The organism is Peribacillus sp. NPDC096622 (assembly GCF_044762665.1).
Lineage (GTDB): Bacteria > Bacillota > Bacilli > Bacillales > DSM-1321 > Peribacillus > Peribacillus frigoritolerans_B.
The window spans coordinates 41,059-61,661 of record NZ_JBIWES010000020.1 but is presented as its reverse complement, the minus strand read 5'-3'; the positions used below and the strand labels follow the sequence as shown (position 1 = coordinate 61,661).

The window sequence follows — 20,603 nt, the reverse complement described above, 5'->3', positions numbered from 1 at the left end:
AACACGGCAGTTAAGCTCTTCAGCGCCGATGGTAGTTGGGGGTTTCCCCCTGTGAGAGTAGGACGCCGCCAAGCCATTTAAAAAGATCAGCCATCGGCTGGTCTTTTTTGATGTTTGTAATTAAAAAGGGTTCTTCATTTTCTGGGACAGCATGGGGCTGGCCTTATTTGAAGTGGTTGCAATATCTTGAGGAGGAATGGATGAACTGGGGAAATTGGGCAGAATTTAAGTGGGGAAACTTTAAGGAGAAGAAAAATATCAGGTTTTGCATCTGTTTTTTTAGGGTATTTATGTAAGATATTTCAACTTTAATGTTCAATGGGGTATGTAACTACATATAATTTGGAGAAAATGGATATTACAGAAAGAAAGTGCGTTTAAGTTGCAAAATGCATTATTCCTTGTATAATAATAGTCAAATATAGTCAAAGTCAGAATGGAGGAGGCTGAGTGAGAAACATATCTGATGTTATCGAAACTTATTTGAAGCAAGTACTTGAAATAAGTCAAAAAGATATCTTGGAGATTAAAAGAAGTGAAATAGCAGATAAATTTCAGTGTGTTCCTTCTCAAATCAATTACGTAATCAATACCAGGTTTACCATCGAGAGAGGTTATGTTGTAGAGAGTAAGCGTGGAGGCGGCGGTTATATACGCATCATGAAAGTGGAATCACAGGATTCCGTGCAACTTATCAACCAATTATTATCTCTAATTGGTTCCAGGGTAACTCAATCGATGGCTGAGGGAGTAATTTCACGGCTGATGAATGAAGATGTCATTAATGAAAGAGAAGCAAAGATTATGATGAGCGTCATAGATAGATCGGTGATTTATATCGACCTACCTGACCGCGATGAGCTTAGGGCAAGAATTTTAACTGCGATGCTTACGACTTTAAAATATAAATGAAACTGGCAGAGGTGATGAACGTTGATTTGCCAAGAATGTCATCAAAGGCCTGCTACTCTGCACTTCACCAAAATCATCAATGGAAAAAAGACTGAAGTCATGATTTGTGAGAAATGTGCTCAGGAAAAAGGTGAAATGTTCATGGAAGCAGGGGGACCTGGTTTTTCAATAAATAATTTATTAGCAGGATTGTTGAATATGGAGTCGAATATTCAACAGACAAAGGCAAATGCATTTCCTAAAACGGAAGAGAGGCGTTGCCCGCATTGTCATCGATCTTATAAAGAATTTGTCCATATTGGTAAGTTTGGCTGTGCCGAATGTTATAAAACGTTCAATGAACAGTTAAATCCCATTTTAAAAAGGGTTCATAGCGGCAATACAGCACATATAGGGAAGATTCCAAAAAGGATTGGTGGCACCATATATCTTCGAAAGCAAATTTTGGATTTGAAAGAAGTTTTAAAGGTCCACATTGATCAAGAGGAGTTTGAGAAAGCCGCAGAGGTAAGAGATAAGGTTCGTTCCCTTGAAAAAAGGTATGATGCACAAGAGGGAGGCGAGGAATTATGAGCTTGGAAAAGTTTGTAGAAAACGCCTTGAGTTCCTGGATGAATGCCGAAGGGCCGGAAATCGATATTGTATTGAGTTCGCGGATTCGGCTGGCCAGGAATTTCAAAGACTTTACCTTCCCAACCTCCTTTTCTAACGAAGAAGCTAAAGAAATCATTGAATTGGTCAAAAAAAGAATCGAAGAGGAAGTAACCCCAGAGATTGGAAAACTGGAACTATTAGAGATTGACCAATTGCAGCCACTGGAAAAGCGTGTTCTAGTTGAAAAACATTTAATCAGTCCTCATTTAGTTGAAGATTCAGCGAAAAGCGCATGTCTCCTCTCGGAAAATGAAGAAATAAGTATCATGATAAACGAAGAGGACCATCTCCGTATTCAATGTTTAATGTCCGGGTTGCAGCTAAAGGAAACCTTAAAGATTGCAAATGTTCTTGACGATTGGATTGAAGAATCCATAGACTATGCATATGATGAAGAAAGAGGGTACCTAACCAGTTGTCCGACTAATGTGGGAACAGGATTAAGGGCTTCGGTCATGATGCATCTGCCGGGCCTGGTCCTTACACAGCAGATGAATAATATCATACCGGCTATCAATCAATTGGGGTTGGTGGTTCGAGGGATTTATGGAGAGGGAAGTCAAGCGTTGGGGAATATTTTTCAAATTTCCAATCAAATTACTCTTGGGAAATCGGAAAGGGATATCGTTGAAGATCTAACAAGTGTAGTGCAACAAATCATAGCCCAGGAACGGTCAGCGAGGGATGCATTAGCAAGGACTTCCCACATACAATTAGAAGATAGAATTTTCCGTTCATATGGGATTTTGTCCAATGCTCGAATCATCGAGACCAAGGAAGCGGCTACATGTATCTCGGATGTTAGGTTAGGGATAGATCTTGGGTATATAAAGAATATTTCCAAAAGCATTCTAAATGAATTGATGATTTTGACGCAGCCGGGATTTTTACAAAAGTACGCAGGTGGCCCTTTAAGACCCCATGAAAGGGATATCCGTAGAGCAGCACTCATCCGGGAACGCTTGAATTTCACGGAACCTTCCTCCTCATAGAGGTCATTGACCTCTTTAGGGAGTATTAAATTTCATGTAATAGATATGGAGCAAGAAGAAGCTCCTGCCATTACTTAGAGAATTGCCAGCAACTTTATTCAAAAACGAAAATTCTTAAGGAGGAATTCCCTATGATGTTTGGTCGTTTTACTGAAAGAGCCCAGAAAGTATTAGCATTAGCCCAAGAAGAGGCAATCCGTTTAGGTCATAATAATATTGGCACGGAACATATATTACTGGGCCTGGTCCGAGAAGGTGATGGTATTGCAGCCAAAGCGTTATATGCTCTTGGATTGGGTCCGGAGAAGATTCAGAAAGAAGTGGAGAATTTAATTGGCCGTGGACAGGATACGGCTCAAACGATACATTATACCCCAAGAGCCAAGAAAGTCATTGAGCTTTCCATGGATGAAGCAAGAAAATTAGGTCACTCATATGTTGGGACAGAGCATGTTCTTCTAGGTCTTATACGAGAAGGGGAAGGTGTAGCTGCCCGCGTGTTGAATAATCTGGGAGTAAGTTTAAATAAAGCTCGACAACAAGTGTTACAACTTTTGGGCAGCAATGAATCAGGTGGTCATCAAGGTTCAGCCGCTGCAAATGCAAGCACGCCGACACTGGATGGCCTTGCCCGTGATTTAACGGCGATTGCCAGGGAAGGAAGCTTGGATCCGGTTATCGGAAGAAGTAAGGAAATACAGCGTGTCATTGAGGTATTAAGCCGTCGTACAAAAAATAACCCAGTATTGATCGGTGAACCTGGCGTTGGTAAAACAGCCATTGCTGAAGGGCTTGCCCAACAGATTATCAATAATGAGGTACCTGAGATTTTACGTGATAAGCGCGTAATGACCCTTGATATGGGTACTGTTGTGGCTGGCACTAAATACCGTGGTGAATTTGAGGACCGGTTGAAGAAAGTCATGGATGAAATACGTCAGGCGGGTAATATCATCCTATTCATCGATGAATTGCATACATTGATTGGTGCAGGTGGTGCAGAAGGTGCCATCGATGCCTCCAATATCCTTAAACCATCATTGGCCCGTGGTGAATTACAATGTATCGGTGCTACAACTTTGGATGAGTACCGCAAGTATATTGAAAAGGATGCTGCCCTTGAACGTCGCTTCCAGCCGATCCAAGTCGATGAGCCGACTATTGAGGAATCCATCCAAATTCTCAAAGGGCTGCGTGACCGTTATGAGGCACATCACCGCGTATCGATTACTGACGAAGCGATTGATGCTGCAGTCAAATTATCAGACCGTTATATTTCCGATCGCTTTTTACCGGATAAAGCGATTGACTTGATTGATGAAGCAGGTTCCAAGGTTAGGCTGCGCTCATACACAACGCCACCTAACCTAAAGGAACTTGAAGTGAAGCTAGATGATGTTCGCAAGGAAAAGGATGCTTCCGTTCAGAGTCAGGAATTTGAAAAAGCTGCTTCGCTTCGCGATACAGAACAACGCTTAAGAGAACAATTGGAAGAAACGAAAAAAACTTGGAAAGAAAAACAAGGGCAGGAGAACAGTGAAGTGACTGTGGATGACATTGCACACGTCGTATCCAGCTGGACGGGAGTGCCAGTCACTAAATTGGCACAAACCGAGTCAGACAAACTGCTTAATATGGAGTCAATCCTCCATGATCGTGTAATTGGGCAGGAAGAGGCCGTCATTGCGGTTTCTAAAGCAGTAAGGCGTGCAAGGGCAGGTTTGAAAGATCCTAAACGTCCAATTGGTTCATTCATCTTCTTGGGGCCAACAGGGGTAGGTAAAACCGAGCTAGCCCGTGCTTTAGCTGAATCAATTTTTGGTGATGAAGATGCCATGATCCGCATCGATATGTCCGAATATATGGAGAAACATTCGACTTCACGTCTTGTTGGATCGCCTCCAGGATATGTTGGGTACGAAGAAGGCGGTCAGTTAACGGAAAAAGTGCGGAGGAAACCATACTCCGTAGTTCTGCTTGATGAAATAGAAAAGGCGCATCCGGATGTTTTCAATATTCTTCTTCAAGTATTGGAAGATGGAAGACTGACGGATTCCAAGGGGCGTACTGTCGATTTCAGGAATACCATTCTGATTATGACATCGAATGTAGGGGCGTCGGCCTTGAAAACTGATAAGTATGTCGGCTTTAACATCCAGGATACTGGGCAGGACTATAAAAATATGAAAGGGAAAGTGATGGAAGAACTCAAACGTGCATTCCGTCCGGAATTCCTGAATCGTATTGATGAAACAATCGTGTTCCACTCATTAGAGAAGGATCATTTGAAACAAATCGTTACATTAATGTCAAATCAGCTTACTACCCGTTTGAAAGAACAGGAGATATACTTGGAGCTGACAGATGCGGCTAGAGAAAAAATTGCTACGGAAGGTTTTGATCCGGAATATGGGGCAAGGCCAATCCGCAGGGCGCTTCAGAAGCATGTAGAAGATTATCTATCCGAAGAGTTGCTTAAGGGCAACGTGAAAAAAGGGCAAACGGTCGTAATGGATGTCGTGAATAATGAGTTTGCAATCCGACAAGGCGAGCCTGTTAATGTAAGTGAATAACCTGATCCTAAACTTCGAGGTACACGCAGATTCTTTTGCAGTGTACCTCTGTTTTTTATCTATAGGTAGATATGAGTATAAACGGGACAAGCAAAGTGAATATTTTTTTAAAAAAACTTAGCCTTAGGAAGGTTTAAATAAAACAGAGATATAATATCCTTAATATAGATATTTTTTCCAAAGGAAGAGGAGTAATTTATGGCTGTAAAAAAGAAAACAAAATTTATGTGTCAGTCTTGTGGATATGAGTCCGCGAAATGGATGGGGAAATGCCCAGGATGCGGTGAATGGAACAAAATGGTCGAGGAAACCGAAATCATTAAACCTGCTAGAAAAGGCGCTTTTACCCATTCAGAGGTTAGAGGTTCCGGGGAACGGGAGAAGGCGGCACCCATAACGACTATTCAATCAGAAAAAGAACCAAGGATTAAGACGGATTTAATGGAATTGAATCGTGCTCTTGGGGGCGGAATCGTACAGGGGTCACTTGTATTGATCGGAGGGGACCCGGGTATCGGTAAGTCCACCCTGCTTTTACAGGTATCATCCCAATTGGCGCATAAACAGAAAAAAGTGCTTTATATATCAGGTGAAGAATCAGTCAAGCAGACCAAATTGAGAGCGGACCGGCTTGGGACCATGTCGGAAAATCTATTCGTTTATGCTGAAACCGATATGGACTATATCCAACAGGCAATTACAGATGTAAAACCGGATTTGGTCATTATTGACTCCATTCAAACGGTTTACCATTCGGAGGTTACATCTGCCCCGGGAAGCGTTTCACAAGTGAGGGAATGCACAGCCTCACTCATGCGCATTGCTAAAACGAATGGGATTGCGATTTTCATCGTCGGACACGTTACAAAGGAAGGGGCCATTGCGGGACCACGGCTGCTTGAGCACATGGTTGACACCGTATTATATTTTGAAGGTGAGAGACACCATACATATCGAATTATACGTGCGGTTAAAAATCGCTTTGGTTCGACGAATGAGATGGGTATTTTTGAAATGAAAGAACATGGATTGGAAGAGGTAGCGAATCCATCGGAAATTTTCCTTGAAGAGCGGTCGCAAGGAGCTTCGGGGTCCACAGTCGTCGCATCCATGGAGGGCACAAGGCCGGTGCTTGTCGAAATTCAAGCATTGATTTCACCTACGAGCTTTGGCAATCCGAGGCGGATGGCCACGGGAATTGACCACAATCGTGTTTCGCTTTTAATGGCTGTTCTGGAAAAGAGAGTGGGCTTGCTGCTCCAAAACCAAGATGCGTATTTAAAGGTTGCTGGTGGTGTCAAGCTGGATGAACCGGCAATTGACCTCGCTGTCGCAATAAGCATTGCATCAAGCTTCCGGGATAAACCAACAAACCCTGCCGATTGCATCATTGGTGAAGTGGGGCTGACTGGGGAAGTGAGAAGGGTGTCACGAATTGAACAAAGGGTGCAGGAAGCAGCGAAATTAGGGTTTGAGCGGGTTATCATACCGGCTAATAATATAGGAGGGTGGACCGCGCCGAAAGGTATTAAGATCATTGGTGTTTCATCGGTTTCGGAGGCTCTTAAACAATCGTTAGGGGGTTAAGTATGACAGATAAAAAAGGGTATGAGAAAACAAAATTGGAAATTCTGCAAATCGTAGCTCCGGGTACCCCGCTTCGGGAGGGTATTGAAAATGTCCTGAGGGCAAACACGGGCGGTTTGATAGTGGTCGGATATAACGAGAAGGTGCGGACGATCGTGGATGGCGGCTTCGAAATCAACTGCAGCTGTACCCCCAGCACATTATATGAGTTGGCGAAGATGGACGGGGCCATCATTTTAAATGAAACAGCCGATAAGATCATTTTCGCAAATGCCCAATTAGTGCCTGATAACAGTACACCTTCCACTGAAACGGGAATGCGGCATAGGACAGCGGAACGGGTGGCAAGGGAGACCAAGTCGTTGGTCGTGGCAATCTCACAACGCCGGAATGTCATCACTTTATATCAAGGCAATTTCCGGTATGCCCTTAAAGATATAGGAGTCATACTTGCCAAGGCTAATTTAGCCATCCAGACCTTGGAAAAATACAAGGTGGTCCTGCAGCAGAGCATATCGGTTTTAGGAGCGCTCGAGTTTGAGGAAATCGTGACCTATGCCGATCTTTTGCAGGTATTTCACCGTTATGTGATGGTGCTCAGGATCAAGGCGGAGCTACTAACGTATCTTAATGAGCTTGGTACGGAAGGAAGGTTGATCCGTTTGCAAATGAATGAAATCCTGGCAGATATTGAAACGGAAGGGAAATGGCTTATCAAGGATTATACCTCCAGTAATGATGAAAATCCCGAGGAAATCATTTTTAGGCTACAAGAGTTGGCCATGCAGGAAAAACTGGATGAAAGCATTCTTCTGAAGGTGCTGGGCTATCATGGATACATACATCTTGATGAGTCAGTACATCCCCGTGGTTACCGTATTCTTCATAAAATCCCACGCTTGCCAGGTTTGATCATCGAAAATTTAGTGAAACAGTTCGGAAGCTTTAGTGAAGTCAATAAAGCTACGGTTGAAAACCTTGACGATGTGGAGGGTATAGGCGAAGTCCGGGCCAATAAAATCAAAGAAGGACTCCGCATTTTAAAAAATCAGCTTGTCACAAATAGAAGGATGTAAGGTGCAGCTGGCCTTTTAAATCACCTGAACCAGCTTGAAATTGATTGGTGTTTATTTTTGACACTCAAAACTCAGGGTGCTAGGCTAATATTACGATAAAGAGAAGAATTCATATTTGTAAATCCACTAATTCCTTAAGTGAATTTAACGTATATAATGAAAACGAATTTTCGAAGGTTTCATTTTATTTTATTGGTCAATAATGAGTAGAAGGAGGTGAAAGGGATGTTAAAACGCATTATACAAGCATGCTTCTTAATAGTCGGCGGAACACTTGGTATGTTACTTATTCCGGAATTATTAATTGTTTTACATGCAGACGATATTGCTTTATTAAACAATCCTTATGTAAGTGTACTGTTGGGTGCCATTATCTTTTATCTTATAACTTTTTGGGCAGTAGATCATGTGATCTATTTTATGAAGTGGCTGGAGGAACAGCTTGTAAAGATACCGATTACGGATATAATCTTTGGCAGCCTCGGTCTTTTAGTGGGACTGCTTGCGGCGTTCTTGGTTGGCTCCGCCTTCAGTGCCATCAAGGTGGTTCCTATCATCCTTACGCTTTTATTTGGATATCTTGGTTTTCAGGTGGGCTTTAAAAAACGTGATGAGCTATTGAGTTTATTCACGAAAAGCAATAAGAAAAAGAACACGGATGGTGAAGCAAGCGAAGAGGATGAAGAAGGGTATAGCAAGCGCCTGAAGATTCTCGATACAAGCGTCATCATTGATGGTAGAATTGCGGATATTTGTCAGACAGGCTTTCTTGAGGGTACCATAGTCATTCCTCAATTCGTATTAAACGAACTGCAGCACATTGCCGATTCATCTGATGCATTGAAAAGGAATCGTGGAAGACGCGGTTTGGATATCTTGAATCGGATTCAAAAAGACCTTCCGATTAAAGTGGAGATGTACGAGGGGGATTTTGAAGACATTCAGGAAGTGGACAGTAAACTAGTGAAGCTTGCCAAAATATCGGGCGGAATGGTCGTTACAAATGATTTCAATTTAAACAAAGTATGCGAGTTTCAAAATGTGGCGGTACTTAATATCAATGACCTGGCCAATGCCGTAAAACCTGTCGTACTTCCTGGGGAAGAGATGAATGTTCAGGTCATCAAGGACGGGAAAGAGCAGAACCAGGGCATCGCTTATTTGGACGATGGCACCATGATCGTTGTCGAAGGTGGCCGTGACCACATCGGGAAACGGATCGATGTACTTGTCACTAGTGTATTGCAAACCTCTGCAGGCCGGATGATATTCGCTAAACCTAAACTATTAGAAAAAGCATTATAAAGAAGAGTAGGAGAAACCGTTATGTTTTATGAAGTAGTGATACCTGCAGCTGGACAAGGCAAAAGAATGAAGGCGGGCAAGAATAAACTTTTTATTGAACTATCGGGTATCCCGATCATTGTTTATACACTGCGTGTCTTCGAAGAAGATCCTGACTGTCGGGGGATTATCCTTTCGATAAACCCGGCAGAAAAGGATTATTTCAATCAATTGATAGCAGCGTATGGGCTTAAAAAGGTCAAGAAACTGGTCATGGGTGGCAAGGAGCGCCAACAAAGCGTTTATAATGGACTGCAACATGCAGAAGAAGACATCATCCTGGTCCATGACGGTGCCCGCCCTTTTATTAATCTAGGGCAAATCAGTGAATTGACTGCTGCCGCCTCCCTTCATGGAGGTGCCGTAATTGCAGTGCCCGTTAAGGATACGATTAAAAAAGCGGCAAACAAAAAGGTATTGGAAACAGTGGAACGATCAAGCTTGTGGGCGGTGCAAACTCCACAAGCTTTTCGTGTATCCATATTAAAAAGTGCGTATGAACAGGCAGAAGCTGAAGCATTTTTAGGGACGGACGATGCAAGTTTACTAGAGCGGATCAATGAACAGGTAGTTATTATTGAGGGCAATTATGATAATATTAAAATTACGACTCAGGAAGACCTTTATTTTGCAGAAGCGATTTTACATAAACAACAACATGGAAAACGATGATTGGGGAGAATGATATGTTTAGAATAGGACAAGGATATGACGTTCATCAGCTTGTGGAAGGCAGACCTTTGATAATTGGCGGGATTACGATTCCGTATGAGAAAGGACTGCTAGGTCATTCGGATGCGGATGTCCTTCTGCATACTGTTGCCGATGCCTGCTTGGGGGCAATTGGTGCAGGGGATATAGGAAAGCATTTTCCAGATACCGATCCTGAATTTAAAGATGCCGATTCGGCAAAACTGCTGCAGTATATTTGGGCGATCGTAAAAAAAGAAGGATATTCCCTAGGCAATGCGGACTGTACAATCATTGCACAAAGCCCGAAAATGGCACCGTATATCGAGGAAATGCGAGGCAGGATTGCAGAACTTTTAGATGCCTCGATAGACAGGATTAATGTAAAGGCGACCACTACAGAGAAACTTGGATTTACAGGCAGGGGCGAAGGAATCGCGGCACAGGCTGTTGTCTTATTGGTCAAATCAAACTAAATCGTTTTTAGAGTGGATGCCTTTATCCCAATGTATTTAAATGATAATATAAACAATAGAATTGAACGACTGGGAGGTCTATATATATCATGAGCAGCGATATTCGAGTTCGCTATGCACCGAGTCCGACTGGACATTTACATATTGGTAATGCACGGACTGCTTTATTTAATTATTTATACGCACGAAATAAAGGCGGGAAATTCATCATCCGTATTGAAGATACCGACCAAAAGAGAAATATTGAAGGCGGAGAGGAAAGTCAGCTTAAATATTTGAAATGGCTTGGTATGGATTGGGATGAAGGTGTTGATGTTGGCGGTGAATACGGGCCATATCGTCAATCCGAAAGGAACGACCTTTATCAGGAATTGTATCAAGAGCTTTTAGATAAAGGTTTAGCATATAAATGCTATTGTACGGAAGAAGAGCTTGAAGCAGAGCGTGAAGGACAGGTCGAACGCAATGAAACCCCAAAATATTCTGGGAAGTGCAAGCATTTAACTGAGGAAGAGCAAGCGGAACTAGTGGCTCAAGGAAGAAAACCGAGCATTCGCTTTGCCGTTCCAGCTGGGAAGGTCCTTACTTTCAAAGATATGGTCAAGGATGAGGTTTCATTTGAAACGGATGGCTTTGGGGATTTTGTTATCGTTAAAAAAGATGGCATTCCAACTTATAACTTTGCAGTGGCCGTCGATGATCACTTGATGAAGATTTCCCATGTCCTTCGCGGTGATGATCATATCTCCAATACTCCAAAACAATTGATGATTTATGAAGCTTTCGGCTGGGAACCGCCGGTATTCGGACATATGACGCTGATTGTAAACGAAAGCAGGAAGAAACTGAGTAAACGTGATGAGTCGATCATTCAATTCATTGAGCAATATGAAGAACTTGGTTATGTACCTGAAGCGTTATTCAATTTCATTACATTACTGGGATGGTCTCCGGTCGGGGAGGAAGAGATTTTCACGAAGGAAGAATTCATTAATCTTTTCGATGCTGACCGGCTGTCTAAATCACCTGCACTTTTCGATAAGCAAAAGCTTACATGGATGAATAACCAATATGTGAAGCAATTGGACGTCAATCGTGCAGTGGAATTGTCATTGCCTCACTTAGTTAAAGCCGGGAAGGTTTCAGAGACACTGACCGCCGAAGAAGAAGAGTGGGTACATGGACTTGTTTCACTTTTTCAAGAGCAGATGAGCTATGGAGCGGAAATAGTTGAGCTTTCTGAACTGTTTTTCAAGGATGAGGTCGAGTTCGAGCAAGAAGCTAAGGAAGTGCTTGCTGAAGAACAGGTACCGGAAGTCATGAAAGCTTTCCTTCAGGAGATCGAAGGGCTTGAAGAATTTAATGCGGATGAAATCAAGAAGTCGATTAAAGCCGTACAAAAAAGCACAGGGCATAAAGGGAAAAAATTATTCATGCCGATAAGGGCTGCCGTCACGGGTCAAACACATGGTCCTGACTTGCCTAAGGCAATTTCGTTACTGGGCAAGGAAAAAATTAAACAGCGTATTCAGAGTATTTTATATTAACAATTTGTCGAAAATGTAATATAGTATTTAATAATCTTACAAAAGAACGCGTAGATGGGGAGAAGTAAGTAAACGAAGCTTTTTAGAGAGAACCATAACCTGCTGAAAGTGGTTCAGGCCTCTCGTTTTCTGAAATGCACCCTTGAGTCCTTTGCTGAACTAACCTATAGTAGGCACAGGCGGAATGTCCTCCGTTACAGGGATTAAAGTTGGGGATGAAAAAACAGGGGAAAGTTTTACCTGGTTCGTACATTCCAAACAGAGTGGAACCGCGCTTCAAGCGTCTCTGTCTATTTGGACAGAGACGCTTTTTTATATGCTTTAAAGGCTTCAAAAGGGGATGTTGGAAAAGGAACATAGGGGGGAATCATTTTGTTAAAGATGTTTAAAGAAGATATCGAAGTGGTTTTTGATCAAGATCCTGCCGCGCGCAGCTATTTGGAAGTCATATTGACGTACGCGGGTTTGCATGCTATTTGGAGTCATAGGATGGCTCACGCACTATTTAAGAGGAAATTCTTTTTTCTGGCGAGAAGCATATCTCAAATCAGCCGGTTTTTTACCGGAATTGAAATTCATCCAGGGGCTACGATTGGCCGTCGTTTCTTTATTGACCATGGAATGGGGATCGTCATTGGCGAAACTTGTGAAATTGGCGACAATGTATCTGTCTTTCAAGGTGTAACCCTTGGGGGGACAGGAAAGGAAAAGGGAAAACGTCATCCTACGATAAAGGATAATGTTTTGATAGCTACAGGAGCAAAAGTGCTGGGTTCCATCACTGTTGGGGAAAACTCAAAAATCGGTGCAGGATCGGTCGTTTTAAAGGAAGTGCCACCTAATTCTACAGTGGTGGGCATTCCAGGTAAAGTGGTCATTCAAGATGGTATCAAAATCAATAAAGACCTAAATCATTGTGATCTTCCTGATCCAATCGCTGATCGCTTTAAGGAATTGGATAGTGAAATCAGGGCCTTAAGAGCAAGGTTGGCTGAACAGAAGCAGGAAGAAAGGAGTCTATAATATGGCAATTAAACTATATAACACAGCTACAAGAAAAAAGGAAACCTTCGTCCCGATTGAAGAGGGAAAGGTGAAGATGTATGTATGCGGACCAACTGTCTATAATTACATTCATATTGGCAATGCAAGACCGGCAATCGTATTCGATACCGTTCGGAGGTATTTGGATTACCGTGGATATGATGTGCAATTCGTTTCGAACTTCACGGACGTGGATGATAAGCTGATTCGCGCGGCAAAAGAATTGGGGGAAGATGTCCCGACCATATCAGAGCGATTCATCAAGGCATATTTTGAAGACGTGTCGGCATTAGGCTGCAAAAAAGCGGACGCTCACCCGACCGTAATGGAGAACATGGATGCAATCATTGAATTCATCTCGGCATTAATCGAGAAAGGATTCGCTTATGAATCTGAAGGGGATGTGTATTACCGCACTCGTAAGTTTGAGGGATATGGTAAGCTTTCACATCAGTCCATCGATGAGCTTCGAGTTGGGGCACGTATTGAAATAGGGGAGAAAAAACAAGATGCCCTTGATTTTGCCCTTTGGAAAGCGGCCAAGGATGATGAAATATCCTGGGAGAGCCCATGGGGTAAGGGGCGTCCTGGCTGGCATATCGAATGCTCCGCAATGGTCAAAAAGTATTTGGGGGATACAATCGATATTCATGCAGGAGGTCAAGATCTGGCATTCCCGCATCATGAAAATGAAATTGCACAATCCGAGGCATTGACGGGTAAGAACTTTGCGAATTATTGGATGCATAACGGGTATATAAATATTGAGAATGAAAAAATGTCTAAGTCCTTAGGCAATTTCGTCCTTGTGCATGACATCATAAAGAAGCATGATCCACAAGTGTTACGCTTCTTTATGTTATCTGTACATTACCGTCATCCCATCAATTATAGTGAAGAAGTGCTTGAAAATGTAAGGGCGTCACTTGAACGTTTAAGGACATCTTATCAAAATTTAAAGCATCGCCTTCAAGTAAGTGACGGATTGACTGAGAATAATGATGTTTGGTTGGAGAAGCTGAATGATTTACATGAACAATTCATTAAGGAAATGGACGATGATTTCAACACAGCTAATGCAATATCCGTGCTTTTTGAACTTTCCAAACAGGCAAATTATTACTTGATGGAGAAAAACACAGACAAGGAAGTGATTGATGCTTTCCTTGATAAATTCAACACCTTATTTTCTGTCCTTGGTTTGTCCCTTGAAGAAGAGGGGCTTCTCGATGAAGAAATCGAAGGGTTGATACAGCAAAGGATTCAAGCACGGAAAGACCGCAATTTTGGGTTATCTGATGAAATTCGCGATCGCTTGAAAAACATGAATATCATATTAGAGGATACCCCTCAAGGTACAAGATGGAAAAGAGGGTAATTAATGCTTCATTACGATAGTAAGGTAGATGCAAGAATGCTGAACAGTCTTGCTTTAGCATATATAGGTGATGCTGTATACGAAACGTATATACGGCATCACCTCATTCAAAAAGGAGCGGTCAAGCCCAATCTACTTCACAAAAAAGCTACATCTTTTGTAGCTGCTAAAGCGCAAAATAAAATCATCCACTTCTTCCTGGAGTCAGATTGGCTATCGGAAGAGGAATCCGCTGTCGTTAGGCGCGGCCGAAATGCAAAATCAGGTACTGTACCGAAGAATACAGATGTGCAAACGTATCGCTACAGTACAGCCTTCGAGGCTCTTATGGGATTTTTGTATTTATCCGGTCGAATAGAAAGAATGGAAGAACTCATCAAAAAATCCATTGAATACATTGAAGAAGAAAAGGGGAGTAACCCATGAGCGAAGAATATATCATTGGCAGAAACCCCGTATTGGAAGCACTTCGCTCCGAACGGGAAATTAATAAAATTTGGATAGCCGAGGGCTCGCAAAAAGGCTCGATGCAACCACTCATCGGTCTCGCGAAGGAAAAGAAGGTATTCGTGCAAATCGTACCGAAGAAAAAAATTGACCAAATGGTAGAAGGCATCCATCAAGGCGTTGTCGCACAAGTGGCTGCATATGAATATGTGGAGCTGGATGACTTATTCGCAAAAGCGGCTGAACGGGACGAAGCACCTTTTTTCATGATCCTTGATGAGGTTGAAGATCCGCATAATTTAGGTTCGATCATGAGGACGGCTGATGCTGTCGGGGCCCATGGAATCATCATTCCAAAAAGAAGAGCGGTGGGTCTGACGGCAACAGTGGCAAAAGCTTCGACGGGTGCAATCGAATATATTCCTGTAGCTCGCGTTACAAATTTGGCAAGAGCAGTGGAAGAATTGAAAGAGCGAGGGGTATGGATAGTCGGTACCGATGCGAAAGGCAGCGATGATTACCGTAACATGGACGGAAAGATGCCTATCGGACTTGTTATCGGCAGCGAAGGAAAAGGCATGGCCCGGTTAATGAAGGATAAATGTGATTTTCTCATCCGTCTTCCAATGGCAGGACAAGTAACTTCGTTAAATGCATCGGTAGCAGCCGGTTTATTGATGTATGAGGTTTACAGAAAAAGAAATCCTCTAGGGAAATGATGGAATGAATATTCTGTTGGTGGACGGTTATAACATTATTGGAGCTTGGCCGGAACTGAGAGAATTGAAAGAACGCGACCTTGCTGCTGCAAGAGACCGATTGATAGAAATGATGGCGGAATATCAAGCATTTACCGGATACCGTGTAATTGTCGTATTTGATGCTCAATATGTTCAGGGAATTGCCCGCATATTCAAAAATCACAAAGTTGACGTAATTTTTACAAAAGAAAATGAAACTGCGGATGAAAGAATAGAAAAGATGGCCATTGAACTGAATAATGTCAAAACGCAAATTCAAGTGGCAACCTCTGACTTCACGGAACAGTGGGTGATCTTTGGCCAAGGGGCCCTAAGGAAATCCGCTCGTGAGCTGCTTATTGAAATGGAAGAAATTCAAGGCGAAATCAAGAAAGATGTAAGAAAAACAACGACGATAAGACCCGTTGCTAAAATTCCTTTAAGTGAAGAAGTGGCAGAAATTTTTGAAAAATGGCGCCGGGGTAAAATTTGAACCATTGACGGGTAAAATTTACCTGCTGTATAATATTTCTATCTGAGTCAGGTCAGGGGGATATAATGTGGGTCTCAAATTCGGAATGAAGCTGAACGAAAAGTACCTTCAGTTTGAGGATGATGAATTGATAGGGTTGGTGCACACTGGAGACAGTGAAGCGCTTGATTATTTGATCCAAAAGTATCGTAATTTTGTAAGAGCGAAGGCAAGGACTTATTTCTTGATTGGTGCCGATAAGGAAGACATCGTGCAAGAAGGTATGATTGGTTTATATAAAGCCGTCCGTGATTTTAAAGGGGATAAGTTATCTTCTTTTAAAGCATTTGCAGAACTATGCATTACGAGGCAGATCATTACAGCTATCAAAACAGCAACACGTCAAAAACATATTCCGCTCAATTCCTATGTTTCCCTGGACAAGCCAATTTATGATGAGGAATCGGACCGAACTCTAATGGATATCATATCGGGTACGAAAGTTTTGGACCCGGAAGAACTGATCATCAACCAAGAAGAGTTTGACGATATCGAATTAAAGATGGCCGAGCTCCTGAGTGATCTTGAGAGAAAAGTGTTAGCTCTTTACCTGGATGGACAAACCTACCAAGAAATTTCGGAAGAGTTGAACCGGCATGTTAAGTCAATCGACAACGCCCTTCAGCGGGTGAAAAGAAAGCTCGAGCGCTATCTGGAAGTAAGGGAAATCAGTTTATAATCCCTCCGCTTTTTCCGCTTAATTTCATCTGTCCCTTCTCCACATGGAAGTTTATTATTCACTAAGATTTTTAAAGGATGTAAACCGATGTTTTGGTTTGCGTTGTCCTTAATGGGTGAAACCCGCTTTGATATTGACAATAAAAAACAGTCGTGATAAGGTTTTATGGATATAGTAGATAGGATAGGTGTATCTAATGCGAAAGAAAATAGTTCTTGCCTGCACCGATTGCGGTTCAAGAAATTATAGTTATGAGAGCAAACAATCGACAAGCGGCGAACGACTGGAAATCAAGAAATTTTGCAGTACGTGCAACTCACACTCGATTCATAAAGAAACGAAATAACCGTTTTATAAATAGATTGACAGAAGCTTCTAATGCTTGGAGGTACATTCATGAAACGTTTTACCGAATTTTTCAGCGGAGTCGCTCGCGAAATGCAAAAAGTAAGCTGGCCGAAACGCAAGGAGCTTACCAAATATACAATTGTGGTAGTAACGACTGTCTTGTTTATGGCTCTATTCTTTACAGTGGTCGATTTGGGTATTTCCGAATTAATTCGCTTAGTTATTGAATAAGAGATTCGAAAATAAGGTATAATAGTGATAGAATAATATGTGTCAGCAGAAAAGCCCGGAAACGGGTTTTTTAATTTGTCTTTTTTAATAAGTGAAGAAGTTCAAAAACGAGTGCTGCTGTAATTATGAATCATCACAATATATTCTAGTTTAGTTCGGGATGACGCCTGTATGGTTTTGGCTAAAACGTTCAAAGATAAAGATTAATAAAGAAAATGATTGATTGCAGGGAGGGAAGGACGTTAAAGTCCTAACACATGGAAAAGAATTGGTATGTAGTTCACACTTATTCAGGTTATGAGAACAAGGTTAAGGCTAACTTGGAAAAACGTGTTGAAACTATGGGGATGGAAGACAAGATCTTTCGCGTTGTAGTTCCAGAAGAAGAAGAAACAGAAGTGAAAGATGGAAAAAAGAAAGTGACCAAAAAGAAAGTGTTTCCAGGTTATGTGTTGGTTGAGATCATCATGACGGATGATTCATGGTATGTTGTCCGGAATACACCTGGCGTAACAGGTTTCGTGGGTTCATCTGGAGCTGGGTCAAAACCGACTGCATTGCTTCCTGAAGAAATTGAAGTCGTCCTTAAACGAATGGGCGTAGATGAAAGCAAAATCGAAGTTGATTTTGAAATCGGTGATACGGTTCAAGTTAAAGAAGGACCATTTGCAACTTTTGCAGGACCTATTGAAGAACTTGATAAAGACAAAGGGAAAGTAAGGGTCCTAGTCAATATGTTCGGCCGTGATACACCGGTTGAACTTGATTTTAATCAAGTGGAAAAATTATAAACGGAAAAAAACTTGAAATTGCCTTTTGAAAGTGGTAAAATTTCAAAGGTCAGTATGTTTCAATTTTTAGGCCTCAACGATACAAGCATTCTTTATTTATATATAAAGAATTCAAGATGAGTGGGAGGGTATTACCCTATTACCACATCACGGACTTATAAGGAGGTGTGTCTCGTGGCTAAAAAAGTAATTAAAATGGTTAAATTGCAAATTCCTGCTGGTAAAGCGAATCCGGCACCGCCAGTCGGTCCTGCATTAGGTCAAGCTGGTGTAAACATCATGGGATTCTGTAAGGAGTTCAACGCTCGTACAGCAGATCAAGCTGGTCTAATTATTCCTGTTGAAATCACGGTATTTGAAGACCGTTCATTTACATTCATTACAAAAACTCCACCGGCTGCAGTATTGCTTAAGAAAGTAGCTGGTATCGAGTCTGGTTCTGGTGAACCTAACCGTAATAAAGTTGCTACAGTCAAGCGTGATCAAGTGCGCGAGATTGCTGAAACTAAAATGCCTGACCTAAACGCTGCAAGCGTTGAAGCTGCAATGCGTATGGTTGAAGGTACTGCTCGCAGCATGGGTATTGTCATCGAAGACTAATCCATGTAATTGCTATTTGTTTCTACGGGGTTGCGATTGATACTCGCAACCTTTATTCGTGGGAGGTCATTCCGTTAAAACCACAATTTAGGAGGATTTATATCATGGCTAAAAAAGGTAAAAAGTATCTTGAAGCAGCTAAGCTTGTAGAAGTTTCTAAGGCTTATGCTGTAACTGAAGCAATCGAAGTTGCTAAAAAAGCAAACTTCGCAAAATTCGATGCGACTGTTGAAGTGGCTTTCCGTTTAGGCGTAGACCCTAAGAAAGCTGACCAACAAATTCGTGGAGCTGTTGTTCTTCCGAATGGTACTGGTAAAACTCAACGCGTATTAGTGTTCGCTAAAGGCGAAAAAGCAAAAGAAGCGGAAGCTGCTGGTGCTGACTACGTTGGTGAATCTGACTTCATCAACAAAATCCAACAAGGATGGTTCGAATTCGATGTAATCGTTGCGACTCCAGACATGATGGGTGAAGTTGGTAAACTTGGCCGTGTATTAGGACCTAAAGGTTTAATGCCTAACCCTAAAACTGGCACAGTTACTTTCGATGTAACGAAAGCTGTTAATGAAATCAAAGCTGGTAAAGTTGAATACCGCGTAGATAAAGCTGGTAACATCCATGCTCCAATCGGTAAAGTATCTTTCGAGGATGCTAAACTAGTGGAAAACTTCACTACTATCTATGATACATTATTGAAAGTTAAACCTGCGGCTGCTAAAGGAACTTACATGAAAAACGTTTCTGTAACAACTACAATGGGCCCTGGTGTGAAAGTTGATCCTTCTACTTTCAAATAAATAATTGACATGCCAAAACTATTATTGCTATAATAAGTTTTGTTGTTAAATAAATGAATACTATTTGTACCGTAGACAGTAGGTGCTCATTACGAGCTTAATTCCCTGCCGAGGTAATTCGATAATAATAGTCCTGGACTATGACTTTTGAAATTACTGCCTTCATGTCTGCAATAGAGATGAAGGCTTTTTCTTTGAAACGGTATAAATGTTTTCAAGCAAATCTACAGGAGGTGTAAGGATGAACGCAATTATTGAACAAAAGCAAAAAATCGTTGCTGAGATTTCTGATAAGTTAACTTCAAGCCAATCAACAGTAGTTGTTGACTACCGTGGATTGACTGTTGCTGAAGTAACAGAACTTCGTAAGCAACTTCGTGAAGCTGGCGTTGAGTTTAAAGTTTACAAAAACTCTTTAACTCGCCGTGCTGCTGAAAGTGCTGAACTTAGCGCTTTGAACGAATCTTTAACAGGTCCAAACGCAATTGCATTCTCAACTGAAGATGTTATTGCGCCAGCAAAAATCCTTAACGATTTTGCGAAAAAACATGAAGCATTAGAAATCAAAGCTGGAGTTATCGAAGGAAATGTTGCAACTGCCGAAGAAATTAAAGCTCTTGCAGAACTACCTTCACGCGAAGGCCTACTTTCAATGCTACTCAGCGTGCTACAAGCACCTATGCGCGGACTTGCTCTTGCTACAAAAGCTGTTGCAGAGCAAAAAGAAGAACAAGGCGCGTAAGCTAACCGCTTATTTAGCCTGCTAATTCAAAAAAACCAACCATTTCGAGGAGGAAATAAAAATGACTAAAGATCAAATCATTGAAGCAGTTAAAAATATGACTGTTTTAGAATTAAACGACCTTGTAAAAGCAATCGAAGAAGAATTCGGCGTAACTGCTGCTGCACCTGTAGCTGTAGCTGCTGCTGGTGGCGCTGCTGCTGAAGAAAAAACTGAGTTTGATGTAATCCTTACATCTGCTGGAGATCAAAAAATCAAAGTTATCAAAGCTGTACGTGAAGTTACAGGTCTTGGACTTAAAGAAGCAAAAGAACTTGTTGACAACACTCCAAAAGCAATCAAAGAAGGCGCTTCTAAAGAAGAAGCTGAAGAAATCAAAGCTAAACTTGAAGAAGTTGGAGCTGGCGTTGAAGTTAAGTAATC

The 20,603-nt window shown here is 41.8% G+C and carries 23 protein-coding genes, 1 rRNA gene and 2 other annotated features; all 24 genes read left to right on the top strand.

Going from position 1 to position 20,603, the window contains the following annotated elements:
• Nucleotides 1-74: ribosomal RNA gene (gene rrf / locus ACIQYG_RS26975) — 5S ribosomal RNA — on the top strand; the annotation flags it as partial.
• 376 nt (nt 75-450) lie between these two features.
• On the top strand, nt 451-912 hold the full coding sequence (locus ACIQYG_RS23495) for a CtsR family transcriptional regulator (RefSeq protein ID WP_048677843.1): 462 nt from the start codon (nt 451-453) through the stop codon (nt 910-912).
• A 21-nt stretch (nt 913-933) separates the two neighbouring features.
• The gene (gene mcsA, locus ACIQYG_RS23490) at nt 934-1,485 is read left to right on the top strand and encodes a protein-arginine kinase activator protein McsA (protein WP_402843077.1); all 552 of its coding nucleotides are present in this window, start codon (nt 934-936) and stop codon (nt 1,483-1,485) included.
• Nucleotides 1,482-2,558 (top strand): protein-arginine kinase McsB, encoded by a 1,077-nt coding sequence (gene mcsB, locus ACIQYG_RS23485; RefSeq protein WP_402843074.1) that lies wholly within the window; start codon nt 1,482-1,484, stop codon nt 2,556-2,558. The genes mcsA and mcsB overlap by 4 nt, the downstream gene beginning before the upstream one ends.
• Nucleotides 2,559-2,689: 131 nt before the next feature.
• Nucleotides 2,690-5,131, top strand: a complete 2,442-nt coding sequence (clpC, locus tag ACIQYG_RS23480) for an ATP-dependent protease ATP-binding subunit ClpC (protein ID WP_034305090.1) — start codon at nt 2,690-2,692, stop codon at nt 5,129-5,131.
• Between the two features lie 198 nt (nt 5,132-5,329).
• On the top strand, nt 5,330-6,718 hold the full coding sequence (gene radA, locus ACIQYG_RS23475; RefSeq protein WP_402843072.1) for a DNA repair protein RadA: 1,389 nt from the start codon (nt 5,330-5,332) through the stop codon (nt 6,716-6,718).
• A 2-nt stretch (nt 6,719-6,720) separates the two neighbouring features.
• Complete coding sequence (gene disA, locus ACIQYG_RS23470) at nt 6,721-7,794, top strand: DNA integrity scanning diadenylate cyclase DisA (protein WP_402843070.1); 1,074 nt, start codon at nt 6,721-6,723, stop codon at nt 7,792-7,794.
• Between the two features lie 225 nt (nt 7,795-8,019).
• Entirely contained in the window at nt 8,020-9,099 is a 1,080-nt protein-coding gene (locus ACIQYG_RS23465) for a PIN/TRAM domain-containing protein (protein WP_402843068.1), read from the top strand.
• A 21-nt stretch (nt 9,100-9,120) separates the two neighbouring features.
• A complete protein-coding gene (gene ispD, locus ACIQYG_RS23460) occupies nt 9,121-9,810 on the top strand; it encodes a 2-C-methyl-D-erythritol 4-phosphate cytidylyltransferase (RefSeq protein ID WP_402843065.1) in 690 nt (229 codons plus the stop codon).
• A 14-nt stretch (nt 9,811-9,824) separates the two neighbouring features.
• Nucleotides 9,825-10,304 (top strand): 2-C-methyl-D-erythritol 2,4-cyclodiphosphate synthase, encoded by a 480-nt coding sequence (ispF, locus tag ACIQYG_RS23455; RefSeq protein WP_034305078.1) that lies wholly within the window; start codon nt 9,825-9,827, stop codon nt 10,302-10,304.
• An 89-nt stretch (nt 10,305-10,393) separates the two neighbouring features.
• Entirely contained in the window at nt 10,394-11,851 is a 1,458-nt protein-coding gene (gltX, locus tag ACIQYG_RS23450; protein ID WP_402843062.1) for a glutamate--tRNA ligase, read from the top strand.
• 42 nt (nt 11,852-11,893) lie between these two features.
• Nucleotides 11,894-12,142 (top strand) — a binding site (T-box leader).
• A gap of 81 nt (nt 12,143-12,223) precedes the next feature.
• Nucleotides 12,224-12,874, top strand: coding sequence for a serine O-acetyltransferase (cysE, locus tag ACIQYG_RS23445; RefSeq protein WP_034305073.1), 651 nt, complete (start codon nt 12,224-12,226; stop codon nt 12,872-12,874).
• 1 nt (nt 12,875) lies between these two features.
• The gene (gene cysS / locus ACIQYG_RS23440; RefSeq protein ID WP_402843058.1) at nt 12,876-14,273 is read left to right on the top strand and encodes a cysteine--tRNA ligase; all 1,398 of its coding nucleotides are present in this window, start codon (nt 12,876-12,878) and stop codon (nt 14,271-14,273) included.
• Between the two features lie 3 nt (nt 14,274-14,276).
• The gene (locus tag ACIQYG_RS23435) at nt 14,277-14,699 is read left to right on the top strand and encodes a Mini-ribonuclease 3 (RefSeq protein WP_402843055.1); all 423 of its coding nucleotides are present in this window, start codon (nt 14,277-14,279) and stop codon (nt 14,697-14,699) included.
• Nucleotides 14,696-15,439 carry a 23S rRNA (guanosine(2251)-2'-O)-methyltransferase RlmB gene (gene rlmB / locus ACIQYG_RS23430; RefSeq protein WP_402843052.1) on the top strand — a complete coding sequence of 248 codons (744 nt, stop codon included), beginning with the start codon at nt 14,696-14,698 and terminating at the stop codon, nt 15,437-15,439. Before ACIQYG_RS23435 ends, rlmB begins: the two co-directional genes overlap by 4 nt.
• 4 nt (nt 15,440-15,443) lie before the next feature.
• Nucleotides 15,444-15,953 carry an NYN domain-containing protein gene (locus ACIQYG_RS23425; protein WP_034305067.1) on the top strand — a complete coding sequence of 170 codons (510 nt, stop codon included), beginning with the start codon at nt 15,444-15,446 and terminating at the stop codon, nt 15,951-15,953.
• A gap of 85 nt (nt 15,954-16,038) precedes the next feature.
• A complete protein-coding gene (sigH, locus tag ACIQYG_RS23420; RefSeq protein ID WP_094246690.1) occupies nt 16,039-16,671 on the top strand; it encodes an RNA polymerase sporulation sigma factor SigH in 633 nt (210 codons plus the stop codon).
• Nucleotides 16,672-16,867: 196 nt separating this feature from the next.
• Nucleotides 16,868-17,017 (top strand): 50S ribosomal protein L33, encoded by a 150-nt coding sequence (gene rpmG / locus ACIQYG_RS23415; RefSeq protein WP_081113075.1) that lies wholly within the window; start codon nt 16,868-16,870, stop codon nt 17,015-17,017.
• A 50-nt stretch (nt 17,018-17,067) separates the two neighbouring features.
• Complete coding sequence (gene secE / locus ACIQYG_RS23410; protein ID WP_214751063.1) at nt 17,068-17,250, top strand: preprotein translocase subunit SecE; 183 nt, start codon at nt 17,068-17,070, stop codon at nt 17,248-17,250.
• A gap of 257 nt (nt 17,251-17,507) precedes the next feature.
• On the top strand, nt 17,508-18,041 hold the full coding sequence (gene nusG / locus ACIQYG_RS23405) for a transcription termination/antitermination protein NusG (RefSeq protein WP_048677866.1): 534 nt from the start codon (nt 17,508-17,510) through the stop codon (nt 18,039-18,041).
• A gap of 174 nt (nt 18,042-18,215) precedes the next feature.
• A complete protein-coding gene (rplK, locus tag ACIQYG_RS23400) occupies nt 18,216-18,641 on the top strand; it encodes a 50S ribosomal protein L11 (RefSeq protein ID WP_034305057.1) in 426 nt (141 codons plus the stop codon).
• Nucleotides 18,642-18,745: 104 nt separating this feature from the next.
• On the top strand, nt 18,746-19,438 hold the full coding sequence (gene rplA / locus ACIQYG_RS23395; RefSeq protein WP_402843046.1) for a 50S ribosomal protein L1: 693 nt from the start codon (nt 18,746-18,748) through the stop codon (nt 19,436-19,438).
• Nucleotides 19,439-19,489: 51 nt separating this feature from the next.
• Nucleotides 19,490-19,640, top strand: a sequence feature (ribosomal protein L10 leader region).
• A gap of 39 nt (nt 19,641-19,679) precedes the next feature.
• On the top strand, nt 19,680-20,180 hold the full coding sequence (rplJ, locus tag ACIQYG_RS23390) for a 50S ribosomal protein L10 (protein WP_241593940.1): 501 nt from the start codon (nt 19,680-19,682) through the stop codon (nt 20,178-20,180).
• A gap of 61 nt (nt 20,181-20,241) precedes the next feature.
• Complete coding sequence (rplL, locus tag ACIQYG_RS23385; protein WP_241593942.1) at nt 20,242-20,601, top strand: 50S ribosomal protein L7/L12; 360 nt, start codon at nt 20,242-20,244, stop codon at nt 20,599-20,601.
• The last annotated feature ends 2 nt before the right edge of the window (nt 20,602-20,603 follow it).